13 protein-coding genes are annotated in these 15,271 nt (G+C 68.1%); 6 read left to right on the top strand and 7 right to left on the bottom strand.

Annotated features, from left to right (window positions below):
- The first annotated feature begins 255 nt into the window (after positions 1 to 255).
- The gene (locus ACIQVT_RS23660; protein WP_403757296.1) at positions 256 to 1,596 is read left to right on the top strand and encodes a phosphatase PAP2 family protein; all 1,341 of its coding nucleotides are present in this window, start codon (positions 256 to 258) and stop codon (positions 1,594 to 1,596) included.
- A gap of 25 nt (positions 1,597 to 1,621) precedes the next feature.
- On the opposite strand, the gene dnaB is transcribed toward ACIQVT_RS23660, so the two are convergent.
- A complete protein-coding gene (gene dnaB, locus ACIQVT_RS23655) occupies positions 1,622 to 3,100 on the bottom strand; it encodes a replicative DNA helicase (RefSeq protein ID WP_403757293.1) in 1,479 nt (492 codons plus the stop codon).
- A 481-nt stretch (positions 3,101 to 3,581) separates the two neighbouring features.
- Here dnaB and ACIQVT_RS23650 point away from each other — a divergent pair, with 481 nt between their 5' ends.
- On the top strand, positions 3,582 to 4,919 hold the full coding sequence (locus ACIQVT_RS23650) for an MATE family efflux transporter (protein WP_403757290.1): 1,338 nt from the start codon (positions 3,582 to 3,584) through the stop codon (positions 4,917 to 4,919).
- A 138-nt stretch (positions 4,920 to 5,057) separates the two neighbouring features.
- On the opposite strand, the gene rplI is transcribed toward ACIQVT_RS23650, so the two are convergent.
- From rplI to rpsF, 4 genes are all read right to left on the bottom strand, one after another.
- Positions 5,058 to 5,504 (bottom strand): 50S ribosomal protein L9, encoded by a 447-nt coding sequence (gene rplI, locus ACIQVT_RS23645; protein WP_361989556.1) that lies wholly within the window; start codon positions 5,502 to 5,504, stop codon positions 5,058 to 5,060.
- 18 nt (positions 5,505 to 5,522) lie between these two features.
- Entirely contained in the window at positions 5,523 to 5,759 is a 237-nt protein-coding gene (gene rpsR, locus ACIQVT_RS23640; protein ID WP_003949403.1) for a 30S ribosomal protein S18, read from the bottom strand.
- 58 nt (positions 5,760 to 5,817) lie between these two features.
- The gene (locus ACIQVT_RS23635) at positions 5,818 to 6,408 is read right to left on the bottom strand and encodes a single-stranded DNA-binding protein (RefSeq protein WP_403757287.1); all 591 of its coding nucleotides are present in this window, start codon (positions 6,406 to 6,408) and stop codon (positions 5,818 to 5,820) included.
- 76 nt (positions 6,409 to 6,484) lie between these two features.
- Entirely contained in the window at positions 6,485 to 6,775 is a 291-nt protein-coding gene (gene rpsF / locus ACIQVT_RS23630) for a 30S ribosomal protein S6 (RefSeq protein ID WP_403757285.1), read from the bottom strand.
- A gap of 258 nt (positions 6,776 to 7,033) precedes the next feature.
- Here rpsF and ACIQVT_RS23625 point away from each other — a divergent pair, with 258 nt between their 5' ends.
- The 3 genes from ACIQVT_RS23625 to ACIQVT_RS23615 all read left to right on the top strand — a co-directional run bounded on the left by ACIQVT_RS23625 (position 7,034) and on the right by ACIQVT_RS23615 (position 9,722).
- Positions 7,034 to 7,348 carry a hypothetical protein gene (locus ACIQVT_RS23625; protein WP_403757282.1) on the top strand — a complete coding sequence of 105 codons (315 nt, stop codon included), beginning with the start codon at positions 7,034 to 7,036 and terminating at the stop codon, positions 7,346 to 7,348.
- Between the two features lie 141 nt (positions 7,349 to 7,489).
- Positions 7,490 to 8,608 carry a lipid II:glycine glycyltransferase FemX gene (locus ACIQVT_RS23620; RefSeq protein WP_403757279.1) on the top strand — a complete coding sequence of 373 codons (1,119 nt, stop codon included), beginning with the start codon at positions 7,490 to 7,492 and terminating at the stop codon, positions 8,606 to 8,608.
- 82 nt (positions 8,609 to 8,690) lie between these two features.
- Positions 8,691 to 9,722 carry an alanine racemase gene (locus tag ACIQVT_RS23615; protein WP_403757276.1) on the top strand — a complete coding sequence of 344 codons (1,032 nt, stop codon included), beginning with the start codon at positions 8,691 to 8,693 and terminating at the stop codon, positions 9,720 to 9,722.
- Between the two features lie 91 nt (positions 9,723 to 9,813).
- Here ACIQVT_RS23615 and ACIQVT_RS23610 read toward each other — a convergent pair whose 3' ends face one another.
- Positions 9,814 to 11,367: a glycosyltransferase family 87 protein gene (locus tag ACIQVT_RS23610; RefSeq protein WP_403757271.1), complete on the bottom strand. Its 1,554-nt coding sequence runs from the start codon at positions 11,365 to 11,367 to the stop codon at positions 9,814 to 9,816.
- 128 nt (positions 11,368 to 11,495) lie between these two features.
- The gene (locus tag ACIQVT_RS23605) at positions 11,496 to 14,177 is read right to left on the bottom strand and encodes a transglycosylase domain-containing protein (protein ID WP_403757268.1); all 2,682 of its coding nucleotides are present in this window, start codon (positions 14,175 to 14,177) and stop codon (positions 11,496 to 11,498) included.
- A 396-nt stretch (positions 14,178 to 14,573) separates the two neighbouring features.
- Here ACIQVT_RS23605 and ACIQVT_RS23600 point away from each other — a divergent pair, with 396 nt between their 5' ends.
- Entirely contained in the window at positions 14,574 to 15,257 is a 684-nt protein-coding gene (locus ACIQVT_RS23600; RefSeq protein ID WP_403757266.1) for a helix-turn-helix transcriptional regulator, read from the top strand.
- Positions 15,258 to 15,271: the final 14 nt, after the last annotated feature.

Genomic DNA, 15,271 nt, shown 5'->3' with positions numbered 1-15,271 from the left:
AAGACCCGGAAGGGGTGTACCGGCGGGGGCGGGCAGTGCCATGGTCGTCCCCGGGGCGTTGTACCAACGAGCGCGGAACCGACCGGCCTTCACCGCATCGATGACCGACGAAACCCGCTCACACCACTCCGATAACATGTTCTAACTTACGACGATCACGCCCATCACCCGCCCTTGCCGGAAAAACATGACAGCCAGCACGACGAGCGTCCCAATCCACCACCTCCTATCAAATCGGCCAAACAATTGATATCTATGGCATCGCGGGTATTTTCGCGAATAAGGTGCGGAATTACATCTCTCGAGTGGCGTCGGCCACGAACCGTGCTGTGGGCCACAGTGGGCGTGGTGGCCCTCGGATTCCTCATCGCACTGGAGATCGCCGCTCGTCACTACGGCCTGCCGGGACCCATCACCAACCAGGTGAAGGAAGTCGTGGTCGCCCCGAAGTCGGGGCCACTGCTCTACGCCAGCATGGCGCTGATGATGGTGGTGCTCACCTGGCGGGAACGGTTGATCGCCGCGGGTGTCGCGGTCGGTATCGACGTCGTCTTCCTGCTGGTGCGCTGGGCGATCGACGCCAAGATGGGCTTCGGCAACGGCGCGTTGTGGGTGGTCCTCGGCTACACGGTCATCGCTGTCACGCGCCGCACCGGGCAGGAACGCGCCCTGCTGCTGAAGGGCGTCGGGCTGGGGCTGCTCCTGGTGGCCGGCCGCAAGACCGGTGACACCTGGTTGCTCATCACGTCCAAGACCCGGCCCATGGTGCTCGACCAGTACGTGGCCACCGCCGACCACGCCCTGGGCAACCCGTCCTGGGTGGCCGGGCGGATCGTCCGCGCCACCGGCTCCATCGGCGAGCACGTCCTCGACTACGTCTACATCCAGCTCGCGGTGGCCGCGGTCGTCGTCGCCCTCTACCAGCTGCGCAACGTGGCGGCCGAGCGCCGCTTCCCGCGCCATCACCTGGTGCGCACGTTCCTGGTGATCGGCCTGCTGGGGCCCGGTATCTACATGCTCTTCCCGGTGGTCGGACCGATCTTCGCGTACGGCGCGGACGGCGGCCACTGGGCGGTGGCCGCCCAGTGGCCGTCCACGCCACCCGCTCTGGTGACCCCGCGCCACATGCCGTTCGACGAGATCACCCCACGCAACTGCATGCCGAGTCTGCACACCGCGTGGGCCACCGCGATCTTCATCCATTCCCGCAAGGGCCCACGCCTCCTCCGATTCGCCGGCACCTTCTGGCTGATCGCCACGCTCGGCGCCACGCTGGGCTTCGGTTACCACTACGGCACGGACATCATCGCCGGCGTCGTCTTCACCCTGACCATCGAGGCGGCTCTGCGCTCGCTCGAACGCGGCTGGGACCGGTCGGGAATCCAGCTGGTCGCCTACGGCACCACGGTCTTCGCCGCCCTGCTGGTTTCCTATCGCTGGCTGCCGGTTCAAATGGCCGCACATCCGTCGGTTTTCGGACCGATCCTCGTTCTGGCCATGGTCTCCGTCATCTACGGCTATGTACGCACCACCCGGCCGTGGGAACCGAAGGCCGCACCGATCGCCCAGCCCGAACCGCAGCCGGAACTGGTCTGAGACGAAGCGTGATTCTCCCGGGCGATCAGGTCTGGGCCATGTCCACGAAGCGGGAGTAGTGGCCCTGGAAGGCGACCGTGATCGTGGCGGTGGGACCGTTTCGGTGCTTGGCGACGATCAGGTCGGCCTCGCCCGCGCGCGGGGACTCCTTCTCGTACGCGTCCTCGCGGTGCAGCAGGATGACCATGTCGGCGTCCTGCTCGATGGAACCGGACTCACGCAGGTCCGAGACCATCGGCTTCTTGTCGGTGCGCTGCTCGGGGCCACGGTTGAGCTGGGAGAGGGCGATGACCGGGATCTCCAGCTCCTTCGCCAGCAGCTTGAGGTTACGGGACATGTCCGAGACCTCCTGCTGACGGCTCTCGGCGCGCTTGGAGCCGCCGGACTGCATCAGCTGGAGGTAGTCGATGACGACCAGCTTCAGGTCGTTGCGCTGCTTCAGACGCCGGCACTTGGCGCGGATCTCCATCATCGACAGGTTCGGGGAGTCGTCGATGTACAGCGGCGCGGCCGAGACGTCCGGCATGCGGCGGGCCAGCCGGGTCCAGTCCTCGTCGGTCATCGTGCCGGAACGCATGTGGTGCAGGGCGACGCGTGCCTCGGCGGACAGCAGTCGCATCGCGATCTCGTTGCGGCCCATCTCGAGCGAGAAGATGACGCTCGGCAGGTTGTTCTTGATCGAGGCGGCTCGGGCGAAGTCCAGCGCGAGCGTCGACTTGCCCATCGCGGGACGGGCCGCGATGACGATCATCTGCCCAGGGTGGAGGCCGTTCGTCAGCGAGTCGAAGTCGGTGAACCCGGTGGGCACGCCCGTCATCTCGCCGCTGCGTGAGCCGATCGCCTCGATCTCGTCGAGCGCGCCCTCCATGATGTCGCCGAGGGGCAGGTAGTCCTCGCTGGTGCGCTGCTCGGTGACGGCGTAGATCTCGGCCTGGGCGCTGTTGACGATCTCGTCCACGTCGCCGTCGGCCGCATACCCCATCTGCGTGATGCGCGTACCGGCCTCGACCAGGCGGCGCAGGACGGCCCGCTCGTGGACGATCTCCGCGTAGTACTCGGCGTTGGCCGCCGTCGGCACGGTCTGGACGAGGGTGTGGAGGTAGGCGGCCCCGCCGACCTTGTTGATCTCACCGCGTTTGGTGAGCTCGGCGGCGATGGTGATCGGATCGGCCGGCTCACCCTTGGCGTAGATGTCCAGGATGGCCTGGTAGATCGTCTCGTGCGCGGGCTTGTAGAAGTCGTGGCCCTTGAGGATCTCGACGACATCGGCGATGGCGTCCTTCGACAGCAGCATGCCGCCCAGCACCGACTGCTCGGCGTCCAGGTCCTGGGGCGGCACTCGCTCGAAGGCCGAGCCCCCGCCCTCCCAGGCACCGCTGTCCCGGCCCCGGTCGTGCTGCTCGTCGCGGCCCCGGCCGCCGTCACCGCGCCGCCGGGAGGCCGGCAGACGATCACTGGGCCCGCTGTCGGCCCACGGATCGTCCAAGGGCTCGGAAATACTCACCGAGCCACCTCCTCCCGTCCGCACGGCGGACCTCGCCGTGACCTCTTTTGTACGGCACGACACTGACAAACAAGAGGCCCAACTCCGGTTCTGCCGCGTCGGATTTGTGACGTTCGCCGGACCGGAAGATGGATGCTTCCGGAGCCGCGGGAAGGAGCGGGCGCCGGACCACGGTAGGCCCGTCGGCACCGTCAGCCAATCTGGTTATCCACAGGCCATGTGGACGACCGCCCGGATGCTGTGGAGAACTCGCCGAAACCTGTGCACGACCCGGTGGACAGCCCTGTGAACAAGCCCTCCATCTCCCTGGACCGAGCCCTCTGACCTGCATCTTTGCCGTCCACGGGCTGTGCAGAAGAAAAACTTTCCCCATCGGGCCAAGATCGCTTCGAACGGTTCCCGAAAGGACGCCCCACGGAAAGCCAAGTAAGGCACACAGGCCAGTTGCACCACTTACCTGTGGATGGTTACATTGACGCTCATGACACAGGCTCCAGCGACCCCTCGCGCCACCCGGCGCCGGCACGACCGGGACATCATCGCGCTGGCCGTGCCGGCTTTCGGCGCCCTCGTCGCCGAGCCCCTGTTCGTCCTGGCGGACAGCGCCATCGTCGGCCATCTCGGGACCGCTCAGCTCGCCGGTCTCGGCGTGGCCTCGGCGCTCCTCACCACCGCGGTGAGCGTCTTCGTCTTCCTCGCCTACGCGACCACGGCCGCCGTCGCCCGGCTCCTCGGAGCCGGTGATCTGCGGGCGGCCATCCGGCAGGGCATGGACGGGATCTGGCTGGCGCTGCTGCTCGGTGCAGCCGTGATCGCCGTCGTCCTTCCCCTGGCCCCCGCGATCGTGGATCTCTTCGGCGCCTCGGCGACGGCAGCTCCCTACGCGACGACGTACCTGCGTATCTCCTCGCTGGGCATCCCCGCCATGCTCGGGGTCCTGGCCGCCACGGGTGTCCTGCGCGGCTTGCACGACACCCGGACCCCCCTCTATGTCGCGGTCGGCGGTTTCGTCGCCAACGCCGGGCTGAACCTGGTGCTGGTCTACGGCGCCGGCCTCGGCATCGCGGGATCCGCCTGGGGCACGGTCATCGCGCAGTGCGGGATGGCCGCCGTCTACCTGGCCGTCGTCGTCCGCGGGGCCCGACGCCACGGCGCCTCCCTCCGGCCGGATGCCGCCGGCATCCGGGCCTCGGCCCGGGCAGGCGTCCCCCTCCTGGTCCGCACCCTGTCGCTGCGGGCGATCATCATGATCGCGACGGCGATCGCCGCACGGCTCGGTGACGCCGAGATCGCCGCACATCAGATCACCCTGTCGCTGTGGAACCTGCTGGCCTTCGCGCTCGACGCGATAGCGATCGCCGGGCAGGCCATCATCGGCCGGTATCTCGGCGCGGACGATGCGGAGGGCGCACGTGAGGCGTGCCGCCGCATGGTCCAGTGGGGGATCGCCACGGGCGTCGTTCTCGGTCTGCTCGTGGTGGCCGCGCGACCGCTCTTCCTGCCGCTGTTCACCGGTGACCGCACGGTTCAGGACGTCGCCCTGCCGGCGCTGCTTCTGGTGGCTCTCTCCCAACCCGTCTGCGGGATCGTCTTCGTTCTGGACGGCGTGCTGATGGGCGCGGGAGACGGCCCGTACCTCGCCTGGGCCATGGTCGCCACCCTGGCGGTGTTCGCTCCGGTGGCCGTGCTGGTGCCCGCTCTCGGTGGCGGGCTCACCGCGATCTGGGCGGCGATGGCGCTGATGATGACGGTGCGCATGCTGACCCTGTGGCTGCGGACCCGCTCGGGCCGCTGGATCGTGACGGGCGCGGCCCGCTGACAATCGTGACGGCTGCGGCCCGCTGACCGTTTCACGTGAAACACGGCACGGCCCGGTTCCGGCGATGGCAAAGGGGCCGCACCCTGAGGGGTGCGGCCCCTTTCACCGGCTCCAGCGAGCCAAGTGATCACGCGGCGATCAGGCCGCGACGACCTCGATGTTGACCTTGGCGGCAACCTCGGGGTGCAGACGCACGGACGTCTCGTGGGCGCCCAGGGTCTTGATCGGAGAGGTCAGCTCGACGCGGCGCTTGTCGACCTCGGGGCCACCGGAAGCCTTGATCGCCGAAGCGATGTCGGCCGGGGTGACGGAGCCGAAGAGACGGCCGGAGTCGCCGGAGCGGACGGCCAGAGTGACCTTCACGCCCTCGAGCTGGCCCTTGATCTGGTTGGCCTGCTCGATCGTCTGGATTTCGTGGATCTTGCGAGCGCGACGGATCTGCTCGACGTCCTTCTCGCCGCCCTTGGTCCAGCGGATAGCGAACTTCCGCGGGATCAGGTAGTTGCGAGCGTAACCGTCCTTGACGTCCACGACGTCGCCCGCGGCACCGAGGCCGGAGACCTCGTGGGTGAGGATGATCTTCATGAGTCGGTCACCCTTCCCTTATCGCGCGGTGGACGTGTAGGGCAGCAGCGCCATCTCACGGCTGTTCTTGACGGCCGTGGCGACGTCACGCTGGTGCTGCGTGCAGTTGCCGGTCACGCGGCGGGCACGGATCTTGCCGCGGTCGGAAATGAACTTCCGCAGCATGTTCGTGTCCTTGTAGTCCACGTACGTGACCTTGTCCTTGCAGAATGCGCAGACCTTCTTCTTCGGCTTGCGCACAGGCGGCTTCGCCATGGGTGTTTCTCCTGTGTGATCAAGAAGTTTGGGTACGACCCACCCTCAGCCCGAAGGCCTAGAAGGGGGGCTCGTCCGAGTAGCCGCCGCCACTGCCGCCGGAGCTTCCGCCCCAGCCGCCGCCACCCTGGCCACCACCGGCGGGAGTGCCGGTCGCCCAGGGGTCCTCGGCCGGCGCGCCGGCGCCGGCGCCCTGCTGGGCACCACCGGAGCCACCGCCCCAGCCGCCGCCCTGCTGGCCGCCGCCACCGCCGCTGTAACCCCCCTGGCCACTGCGGCCGCCACCGGCGGTCTTGGCGACCTTGGCCGTGGCATTGCGCAGGCTGGGGCCGACTTCCTCGACGTCCAGCTCGTAGACCGTGCGCTTGACGCCCTCACGGTCCTCATAGGACCGCTGCTTCAGCCGGCCCTGCACGATGACGCGCATGCCTCGCTGGAGCGACTCGGCGACGTTCTCAGCCGCCTGACGCCAGACCGAGCAGGTCAGGAACAGGCTCTCGCCGTCCTTCCACTCGTTCGTCTGGCGGTCGAAGGTGCGGGGAGTGGACGCGACGCGGAACTTCGCGACCGCCGCACCGGACGGGGTGAAGCGCAGCTCGGGGTCGTCGACAAGATTGCCGATGACCGTGATGACGGTCTCGCCTGCCATGGGGGAACCTCTCGGCGGGTTTGCTGCTGGCTGCTTGGTGCTGCTACTCGAGTCCCGGGATCAGCTGAGCGGAAGCTCAGTGCATCTCGGGGCGGAGGACCTTGGTCCGGAGGATCGACTCGTTCAGGTTCATCTGGCGGTCGAGCTCCTTGACGACCGCAGGCTCTGCCTGGAGGTCGATGACCGAGTAGATGCCCTCGGGCTTCTTCTTGATCTCGTAGGCGAGACGACGACGGCCCCAGGTGTCGACCTTCTCGACCTTGCCGCCGCCGTCACGGACGACGGCGAGGAAGTTCTCGATCAGCGGGGAGACAGCACGCTCTTCGAGATCGGGGTCGAGGATGACCATCACCTCGTAGTGACGCATGTGGAACCCACCTCCTTCGGACTCAGCGGCCACGGTCGTTCCGTGGCAGGAGGGTTGTGATGCGTACGCAACGGTATCCGGCACCACTGACAATCGAGGGCCCCGAGAGGCACCCGGCGGGCGTGGGCAGACACCGTGCAGACGGTACACACTACCCGCACACCCGCTTCCGGTTGAAATCCTGCCGCCGACGCCCTCAATCTGTACACATCGGGTGTCGACGGCGCTACGATGCGCCGCTTCCGCAGGAGGTGCCCTATGGCACAGGCATTGCAGCCCAACACAGCCGGATCGCTGTTCGCGACGGACGGCAAGTCCCATCCGCTCCAGGACGCCCTCGTGGTGGTGACACTGGTCCTGGGGCTGCTGTCCTTCATCACGTCGTTCTTCCACAGCCTCCACCTGGTGACGTCCTGGGCCGGTCTGATCGGTCTCTTCGTCGGTGCGTACGGACAGTGGATCTCGGTGACCACTCGCGAGCGTTTCGGTCTGATCCTGGGCCTCGGTGCCTCGGGACTCGGTTTCCTGCTCGGCATGGCACACGGGGGACTGTTCGGCGGGCTCTTCAGCTGACCCGTCCGGGCTAGGGCCTTTCGTCGGAAGGCCCTAATCCCGTACGCCCAGTCGGGGCGCTCGCGGGGCGCAGTAGGCTTCGGCGCGAGAGCCGGAGCCCCTGTACCCATGGGGACACACCAGCCCGAGGAGCGCCCCGACATGAGCCTGACCCTGAGGACCATCAGCCGTGAGCAACATCTGGCCTACATCCAGAGCTTGCCGGCGGCGAGCCACATGCAGGTCCCGGCATGGGCCGATGTGAAGGCCGAGTGGCGCTCGGAGAGCCTCGGCTGGTTCGACAGGAACGGCCAGCTCGTCGGCGTGGGCCTGGTCCTCTACCGCCAGCTGCCCAAGATCAAGCGCTATCTGGCGTACCTGCCCGAGGGCCCGGTCATCAACTGGTACGCGCCCAATCTCGACGACTGGCTCCAGCCGATGCTGGCGCACCTGAAGCAGCAGGGCGCCTTCTCCGTGAAGATGGGTCCGCCGGTGATCATCCGTCGGTGGAACGCGGACACCATCAAGAGGGGCATCCAGGACCCGGACATCAAGCGACTGCGCGACCTCGAGGCCGACTTCATCGAGCCGCGCGCCTTCGAGGTGTCCGACAAGCTGCGCCGCATGGGCTGGCAGCAGGGCGAGGACGGCGGTGCCGGCTTCGGTGACGTCCAGCCCCGCTACGTCTACCAGGTGCCGCTGGCCAACCGCTCCCTGGAAGAGGTCCACAAGAACTTCAACCAGCTGTGGCGCCGCAACATCAAGAAGGCCGAGAAGGCCGGCGTGGAGGTCGTCCAGGGCGGCTACCAGGACTTGGCCGAGTGGCAGCGGCTGTACGAGATCACGGCCGTCCGTGACCACTTCCGGCCCCGCCCGCTGTCGTACTTCCAGCGCATGTGGACGGCTCTCAACACCGAGGATCCCAACCGCATGCGGCTGTACTTCGCCCGGCACAACGGGGTGAACCTGTCCGCGGCGACCATGCTGATCGTCGGTGGGCACGTCTGGTACTCCTACGGCGCCTCCGACAACATCGGCCGCGAGGTCCGGCCGTCGAACGCGATGCAGTGGCGGATGCTGTGCGACGCCTACGCGCTCGGCGCCACCGTCTACGACCTGCGCGGCATCTCCGACTCGCTGGACGAGACCGACCACCTCTTCGGCCTCATCCAGTTCAAGGTCGGCACCGGCGGCCAGGCCGCCGAGTACCTCGGCGAATGGGACTTCCCGCTCAACAAGCTGCTCCACAAGGCGCTCGACATCTACATGTCGCGTCGCTGAGCCGCGCGGGCGTTTGATTCCATAGCCTTCACCGTTCCACCACCGATGTACCGCAGTCACGAGAAAGGTCCCGGATCCGGCCATGGCGCTCACGCTCTACGTCGACACCGCGCGCTGGCGTGCGCACCACAAGCACGTGCAGGAGCAGTTCCCGGGACTGGTCCCGGTCTGCAAGGGCAACGGATACGGCTTCGGGCACGAGCGGCTGTCGGAGGAGGCCACACGGCTCGGTGCCGACCTGCTCGCCGTCGGCACCACGTACGAGGCCGCGCGCATAAAGGACTTCTTCAGCGGTGACCTGCTGGTGCTGACGCCGTACCGGCGCGGCGAGGAACCGGTTCCGCTGCCCGACCGGGTGGTGCGCTCGGTGTCGTCGATCGACGGCGTGTACGGCCTCGTGGGCGCGCGGGTCGTGATCGAGGTGATGTCCTCGATGAAGCGGCACGGGGTGAGCGAGCAGGAGCTGCCGCAGCTGCACCAGGCCATAGAGAACGTCCGGCTGGAGGGCTTCGCCATCCACCTGCCGCTGGACCGCACCGACGGCTCGGACGCCGTCGAGGAGGTCATCGGCTGGATGGACCGGTTGCGCGCGGCCCGGCTGCCGCTGCACACGATGTTCGTCAGCCACCTCAAGGCGGACGAGCTGGCCCGGCTCCAGCAGCAGTTCCCGCAGACCCGGTTCCGCGCCCGCATCGGCACGCGGCTGTGGCTGGGCGACCATGAGGCCACCGAGTACCACGGTGCCGTCCTGGACGTCACCCGCGTGGCGAAGGGCGACCGGTTCGGCTACCGCCAGCAGAAGGCGGCTTCCGACGGCTACCTGGTGGTCGTGGCCGGCGGTACGTCGCACGGGGTGGGCCTTGAGGCCCCGAAGGCCCTGCACGGCGTCATGCCGCGGGCCAAGGGCGTCGCGCGGGCCGGACTCGCCACGGTCAACCGGAACCTCTCGCCGTTCGTCTGGGGCGGCAAGCAGCGCTGGTTCGCCGAGCCGCCGCACATGCAGGTGTCCATCCTCTTCGTCCCCGCGGACGCCCCCGAGCCGAAGGTGGGGGACGAACTGGTGGCGCATCTGCGGCACACCACGACGCAGTTCGACCGGATCGTGGACCGCTGAGCCCGTCCGGACAGCGCGAAGGCCGTACCCCCGGGACGCCGGGGTACGGCCTTTCGCATGACCTGACGGATGGTCCGTGACGGCTGTTCGCTCAGAGCGAACCGTCCTGGTCGGCCGGTGTTCCGGGCCTGCCCCACTCCACCTGCGGCCCGTCGGAACGGGCCGCGTGCAGCGGGGGACGGGCCGCCGCACCGAGCACGAAGGCGTCCTCCGCCCCGTCGAGCACCCCGCCCGAGGGGTCGTCCTCACCGGACCGGCGCACGACGTCCCGTTCCGGCATGAGGATGTCCCGCACGACGACGGCACAGAGGTACAGCGTGCCCAGCAGGTGGACGACGATCACCCAGTAGTAGCCCTGTGTCGGCAGACCCTTGTGGGCGTCTCCGCTGGTCGTGTAGGCGAGGTACAGCCAGATGCCCAGGAAGTACGCGACCTCGCAGGCCTGCCAGACCAGGAAGTCGCGCCACTTGGGCCGGGCGAGGACCGCAAGCGGCACCAGCCACAGGACGTACTGCGGGGAGTAGACCTTGTTGGTGAGCACGAAGGCCGCCACCATCAGGAAAGCGAGCTGGGCGAAGCGCGGGCGGCGCGGAGCCGTGAACGCCAGTGCGGCGACACCGAGGAAGCACAGCACCACCAGCACCATGGCCGCGGTGTTGACGAAGCCGGTGGTGGGCGGGTTGCTGGAGTTCTGCGACCAGATCAGCCAGAAGGAACCGAAATCGACCCCGCGCTCCTGGCTGAAGGTGTAGAACTTCGCCCAGCCCTCGCGGATGTGGAAGCCTGTCGCATCGTGCGTGAGCATCACGGGCAGGTCCACCACGAGCCAGGCGCCCACGGCACCGGTCACGGCCCGGCCGAAGTGGCGCCATCTGCCGGCCCGCCAGCACAGCACCAGCAGCGGACCCAGCAGCAGGACGGGATAGAGCTTGGCGGCCGTGGCGAGCCCCAGCAGGACGCCGAAGGCGAGGGCCCGGCCCCGCGACCACATCAGCATCGCGGCGGCCGTCAGAGCGACCGCCAGCAGGTCCCAGTTGATGGTCGCGGTCAGGGCGAAGGCGGGCGCCAGAGCGACCAGCAGGCCGTCCCAGGGGCGTCGGCGATGGGTGCGGGCCACGCACACGGCGACGACCGCGGCGCACACCATCAGCATCCCGGCGTTGACGAACCAGTACCACTGCTCCTGGTGTTGGATGCCACCGCTGTGCGGGGTCAGCCAGGAGGCCACCTCCATGAACAGTCCGGTGAGCACCGGATATTCGAGGTAGTCCATGTCGCCCGGCAGCTTGTCGAAGTAGGGGACGAGATGGTCGGCGAACCCACGGCCCTGGTAGAGGTGCGGGATGTCGGAGTAGCAGGCGTGCGTGTATTGGCTGCTCGCGCCGAAGAACCAGGCACTGTGGTAGCAGGGCGCCTTCTGGATCAGCCCCAGGGCGAACATGCCGATCGCGACGAGCACCACGATCCGTACGGCCGTCCACCAGGAGGTCCCGGGCAGGGCGCGCCTGCCCAGGGGGCCGCCGATCAGCTCGCTGCCGGCCGCGGCGACCTCGTCCTCCCTCGTCGGCTGCACCGGCTCCGCCATGGCGGGCCGCACGGGCTCCGGCTCGCGCATGCTCGCGGACGTCATCTCTGCACTGGGCATGAGGCCCATCCTGCCGTACCCGCCCGGGAACACGCCGCGGGCCGCCGCACCTCGCGGTGGGGCGGCCCGTGTTTCACGTGAAACGCCCGTGGCCGGCGATATGGCCGTCAACCGGACGGATCATCTCGTCAACCGGTGGGGCCTCCGAAGAAGCCCCCGTTGCTGTTGCCGTTCCCATTCCCGTTGCCGTTGCCCCGGGTGGTCCCCTCACCGGCCGTGTCCGTGACGGTGGGCGTCGGCGTGCTCCCTCCGTCCGTACCGCCCGTGTCCGTGCCGCCGGGACCGGTGCCGGTGGTGTTCCCGTCGCAAGCGTTGCCCCACCCGAAAACGCAGGACGCGCTGGCCGAGGGAGTCGGCGTGGGCGTCGTCTTGCTGGGCGTCGGGCTCGGCGTGGCGCTCGGCGTGGGCGTCGGGGTGAACGTGGCACTCGGGGTCGGGGTGGGGGCGCCCACCTCGTCCTTGAGCGTGCCGATCTCGGTGGCGGCCGGGAAACCGGGATCGTTCTTGCCCTTGAGCGCGGACATCATGTACTCGGTCCACACCGAGGTCGGGATGTCACCACCGTGGATCGAGTCCGCGCCGGCCGTGCCGTTCATCGACAGCAGCTTGTGATCCTTGGGGTTCTCGCGGAACATCGCCACCGAGGTCGACAGTTGCTGGGTGTAGCCGACGAACCAGGCCGACTTGTTCTCGTCGGTGGTGCCGGTCTTGCCCGCCGCCGTACGGCCGAGGGCCTTGGCGTTCGTGCCCGTGCCGTTCTGGATGACGTTCTCGAGGACGTCCGTGACGTTGTTGGCGATGTTCGAGTCCAGGACCTGCTGGGGGGCGGGCCTGGGCTTGACGAAGCTGGGCGCGTCCGCGCCGTTCGCCTTCACCGCGGTCACGGAGTACGGGTCCGTCTGCTTGCCGGACGCGGCGAACGTCGCGTAGGCGTCGGCCATACGGATCGCGCTGGGCGTCGACGTACCGATGGCGAACGACGGGTTGAGGTCCTGCGACATGCTGTCGCTGAGGATGCCGGCGGACTTGGCGACGTCCCTGACGTGCGTCATCCCCACGTCCACACCGAGCTGCACGAACGGTGTGTTGACGGACTGCTCCATCGCCTTGCGCAGGGTGATGTAACCCCACGGATGGTCGCTCTCGTTGTTCTGGAAGAAGTACGAGTTGTCCTTGTTGAGGTAGAACGAGCCGTCCGGCCGGTGGACCTTCAGGTGGTCGTTGCCGTTGTACTTGCTCAGCGGGGAGATGCCCTCCCCCTTGGAGTCGTACGTGCCGTACTTCATGGCGGCGGCGAGCACGAACGGCTTCCAGGTGGAACCCACGGGCACACCGGAGGTGTCCGCATTGTTGGTGAAGTGCCCGTTCTCGTAGCCGTCGCCGCCGTAGAGAGCGACGATGGCACCGTCCTTGGGCACCACCGAGGCCGCGCCGAACTGGACGTACTTGTCGAGGTCGCGGTGCTTCGGGTCGAGACGGTCCTTCTGGACCTTCTTGACGGCCTTGGCCAGGGCGTTGACCTTGTCCTTCTGGAACGTCGTGTAGATCTGGTACCCGCCCCGGTCGAACTGGGCCTCCGTGATGTCGGAGTGGGCGAGGACGTACTTCTTCGCCGTGTCGGCCAGGTAGCTGATCTGCCCGGTCATGCCCTTGGTCGCCTTGCGGCCGTCCGGCATCGGGTACTTCTTGATCGCCTTCTGGTAGTCGACGTCGCTCAGGTGGTTGTCCTTGTGCATCTCGCCGAGGATCCAGGCCCAGCGGGCCATGGAACGCTTCTTGTTGGCGATGGCGTCCGCCGACTTGTCGAGATCCGGGTTGCCCGCCGGGTCGTAGTACGTCGGGCCCTTGAGCAGGGCCGCGAGGACGGCGCACTCGCTCGGCTGGAGGTCGACCGCGTCCTTGCCGTAGTAGGTCTGCGCGGCGGCCTGGATGCCGTACGCGCCCCGGCCGAAGTACGAGGTGTTCAGGTAGCCCCGAAGAATGACGTTCTTCTTCAGCTTCGTGCCCACCTTGATGGAGATGAACATCTCCTTGAACTTGCGGGTGAGCGTCTGGTCCTGGCTGAGGTACGTGTTCTTCACGTACTGCTGGGTGATGGTCGAGCCGCCCTGCGTCTGGCCACCCCGCGCCATGTTGGCCACGGCGCGCGCGATGCCCATGGGGTCGATGCCCGAGTCCTGGTAGAACGACTTGTTCTCGGCCGAGATCACGGCCCAACGCATCGCCGGGGGAATCTGCTCGATGCCGACGTTCTGCCGGTTGACGCCCGTGCCCGTGGCGACCATCTGACTGCCGCCGGCCCAGTAGTAGACGTTGTTCTGGGACTTGGCCGCGTCGTTCTCGTTGGGGATCGAGACCATCGCGTAACCGATGCCCACCATCGCGACCAAGCTGCCGACGAAGCCGATGAACAGTCCGCTGACCAGCTTCCAGGACGGCACCCAGCGCCGCCAGCCGTGCCTGCCCACCCGGGGGTAGTCGATCAGCCGCTTCTTGCCGGGTGCCGAGGTCGCCCGCCCCCTGCCGCGCCCGGGGCCGGCCCCAGCCGGACCCGCGGCGTCGGCCGGCCTGCGGCGGCCGCCTTTCTGCGCCGCCCGGCGCGCCTCGGCACGGCTGCCGTAGACAGGCTCGTCACCTCCGGTGTCCTGGGAGTCCGGCCCGTAGGACTGGGAGGTGTAGGAGCCGGCGGGGGACTCTGTGGCGCCTCGCGGTGCCGCGCGGCGGCCGGGGGACGAACCGGATTGGCCGCGTCGGGCCGCGGCACGTCCGCCTCCCTGCGGCTGCGGCGGTTTGCGACGGTGCTCGCTCATCGAACGATTACTCCTCGGGCAGGCGCACCCGTGCGCGCCTGGAACGGCGGCTGGTTTCCGGTCCCCCCGAAGTACGGATGTGGTCGGTTCCGCATTCACCCGTACCGCACCGAGGACGACGACGCGTCCCAGGCGCCACGAGGTTCCCGGTGGTGTGCATGCCGCACAGACTACGCACCGCCAAAACCTGCCGAGCCCCGAAGTTCACCCCAAACCAGGCAAGTTGCCTCCAACGAATCGATGATGTGATCCCGTTCACCGTCATCCCCCTTGTCGCACCCGGTGAGCCGTTCTATCGTGCTGATGTATCGAGTCGATACATCAGCACGGTATAAAGACACGGACAAGTACTGCGCGACCTGCGGGATCGGCCTGCGGGACCGGGAGGAGGCGACGATGAGCCGGCGTTCCGGCATCCTCGAGTTCGCCGTACTCGGCCTGCTCCGGGAGTCCCCGATGCACGGGTACGAGCTGCGCAAACGCCTGAACACGTCACTGGGTGTCTTCCGCGCGTTCAGCTACGGGACGCTGTACCCCTGCCTGAAGACGCTGGTCACCAACGGCTGGCTGATCGAGGAGCCGGGAAGCACCCACGAGGACGCGCTCACCGCGCCCCTCGCCGGCCGCCGCGCCAAGATCGTTTACCGGCTGACGGCGGAAGGCAAGGAGCACTTCGAGGAGCTGCTCTCCCAGACCGGCCCCGACGCGTACGAGGACGAGCACTTCGCCGCGCGGTTCGCCTTCTTCGGGCAGACCTCGCGCGATGTGCGCATGCGTGTGCTGGAGGGCCGGCGCAGCCGCTTGGAGGAGCGCCTGGAGAAGATGCGCGCCTCACTGGCGCGCACCCGGGAGCGCCTCGACGACTACACGCTTGAGCTACAGCGCCACGGCATGGAGTCCGTGGAGCGCGAAGTGCGCTGGCTGAACGAGCTCATCGAGAGCGAGCGGGCCGGGCGGGACCTGAAGGGTTCCGCGTCCGGGGGGCCCGCTCAGCAGGACACCATCACAGGAGCGACGGGCGGCCTGCCCCGTCCCGGGGACACCCCCGGGACGGATACGCCCGACGACACCGCCACGTGAGCGCCCAGTCAGGG

The sequence above is a fragment of the Streptomyces sp. NPDC100445 genome (assembly GCF_044759735.1).
Lineage (GTDB): Bacteria > Actinomycetota > Actinomycetes > Streptomycetales > Streptomycetaceae > Streptomyces.
Note: the sequence above shows the minus strand (reverse complement) of the source record. Positions and strands in the feature narration are given on the sequence as shown.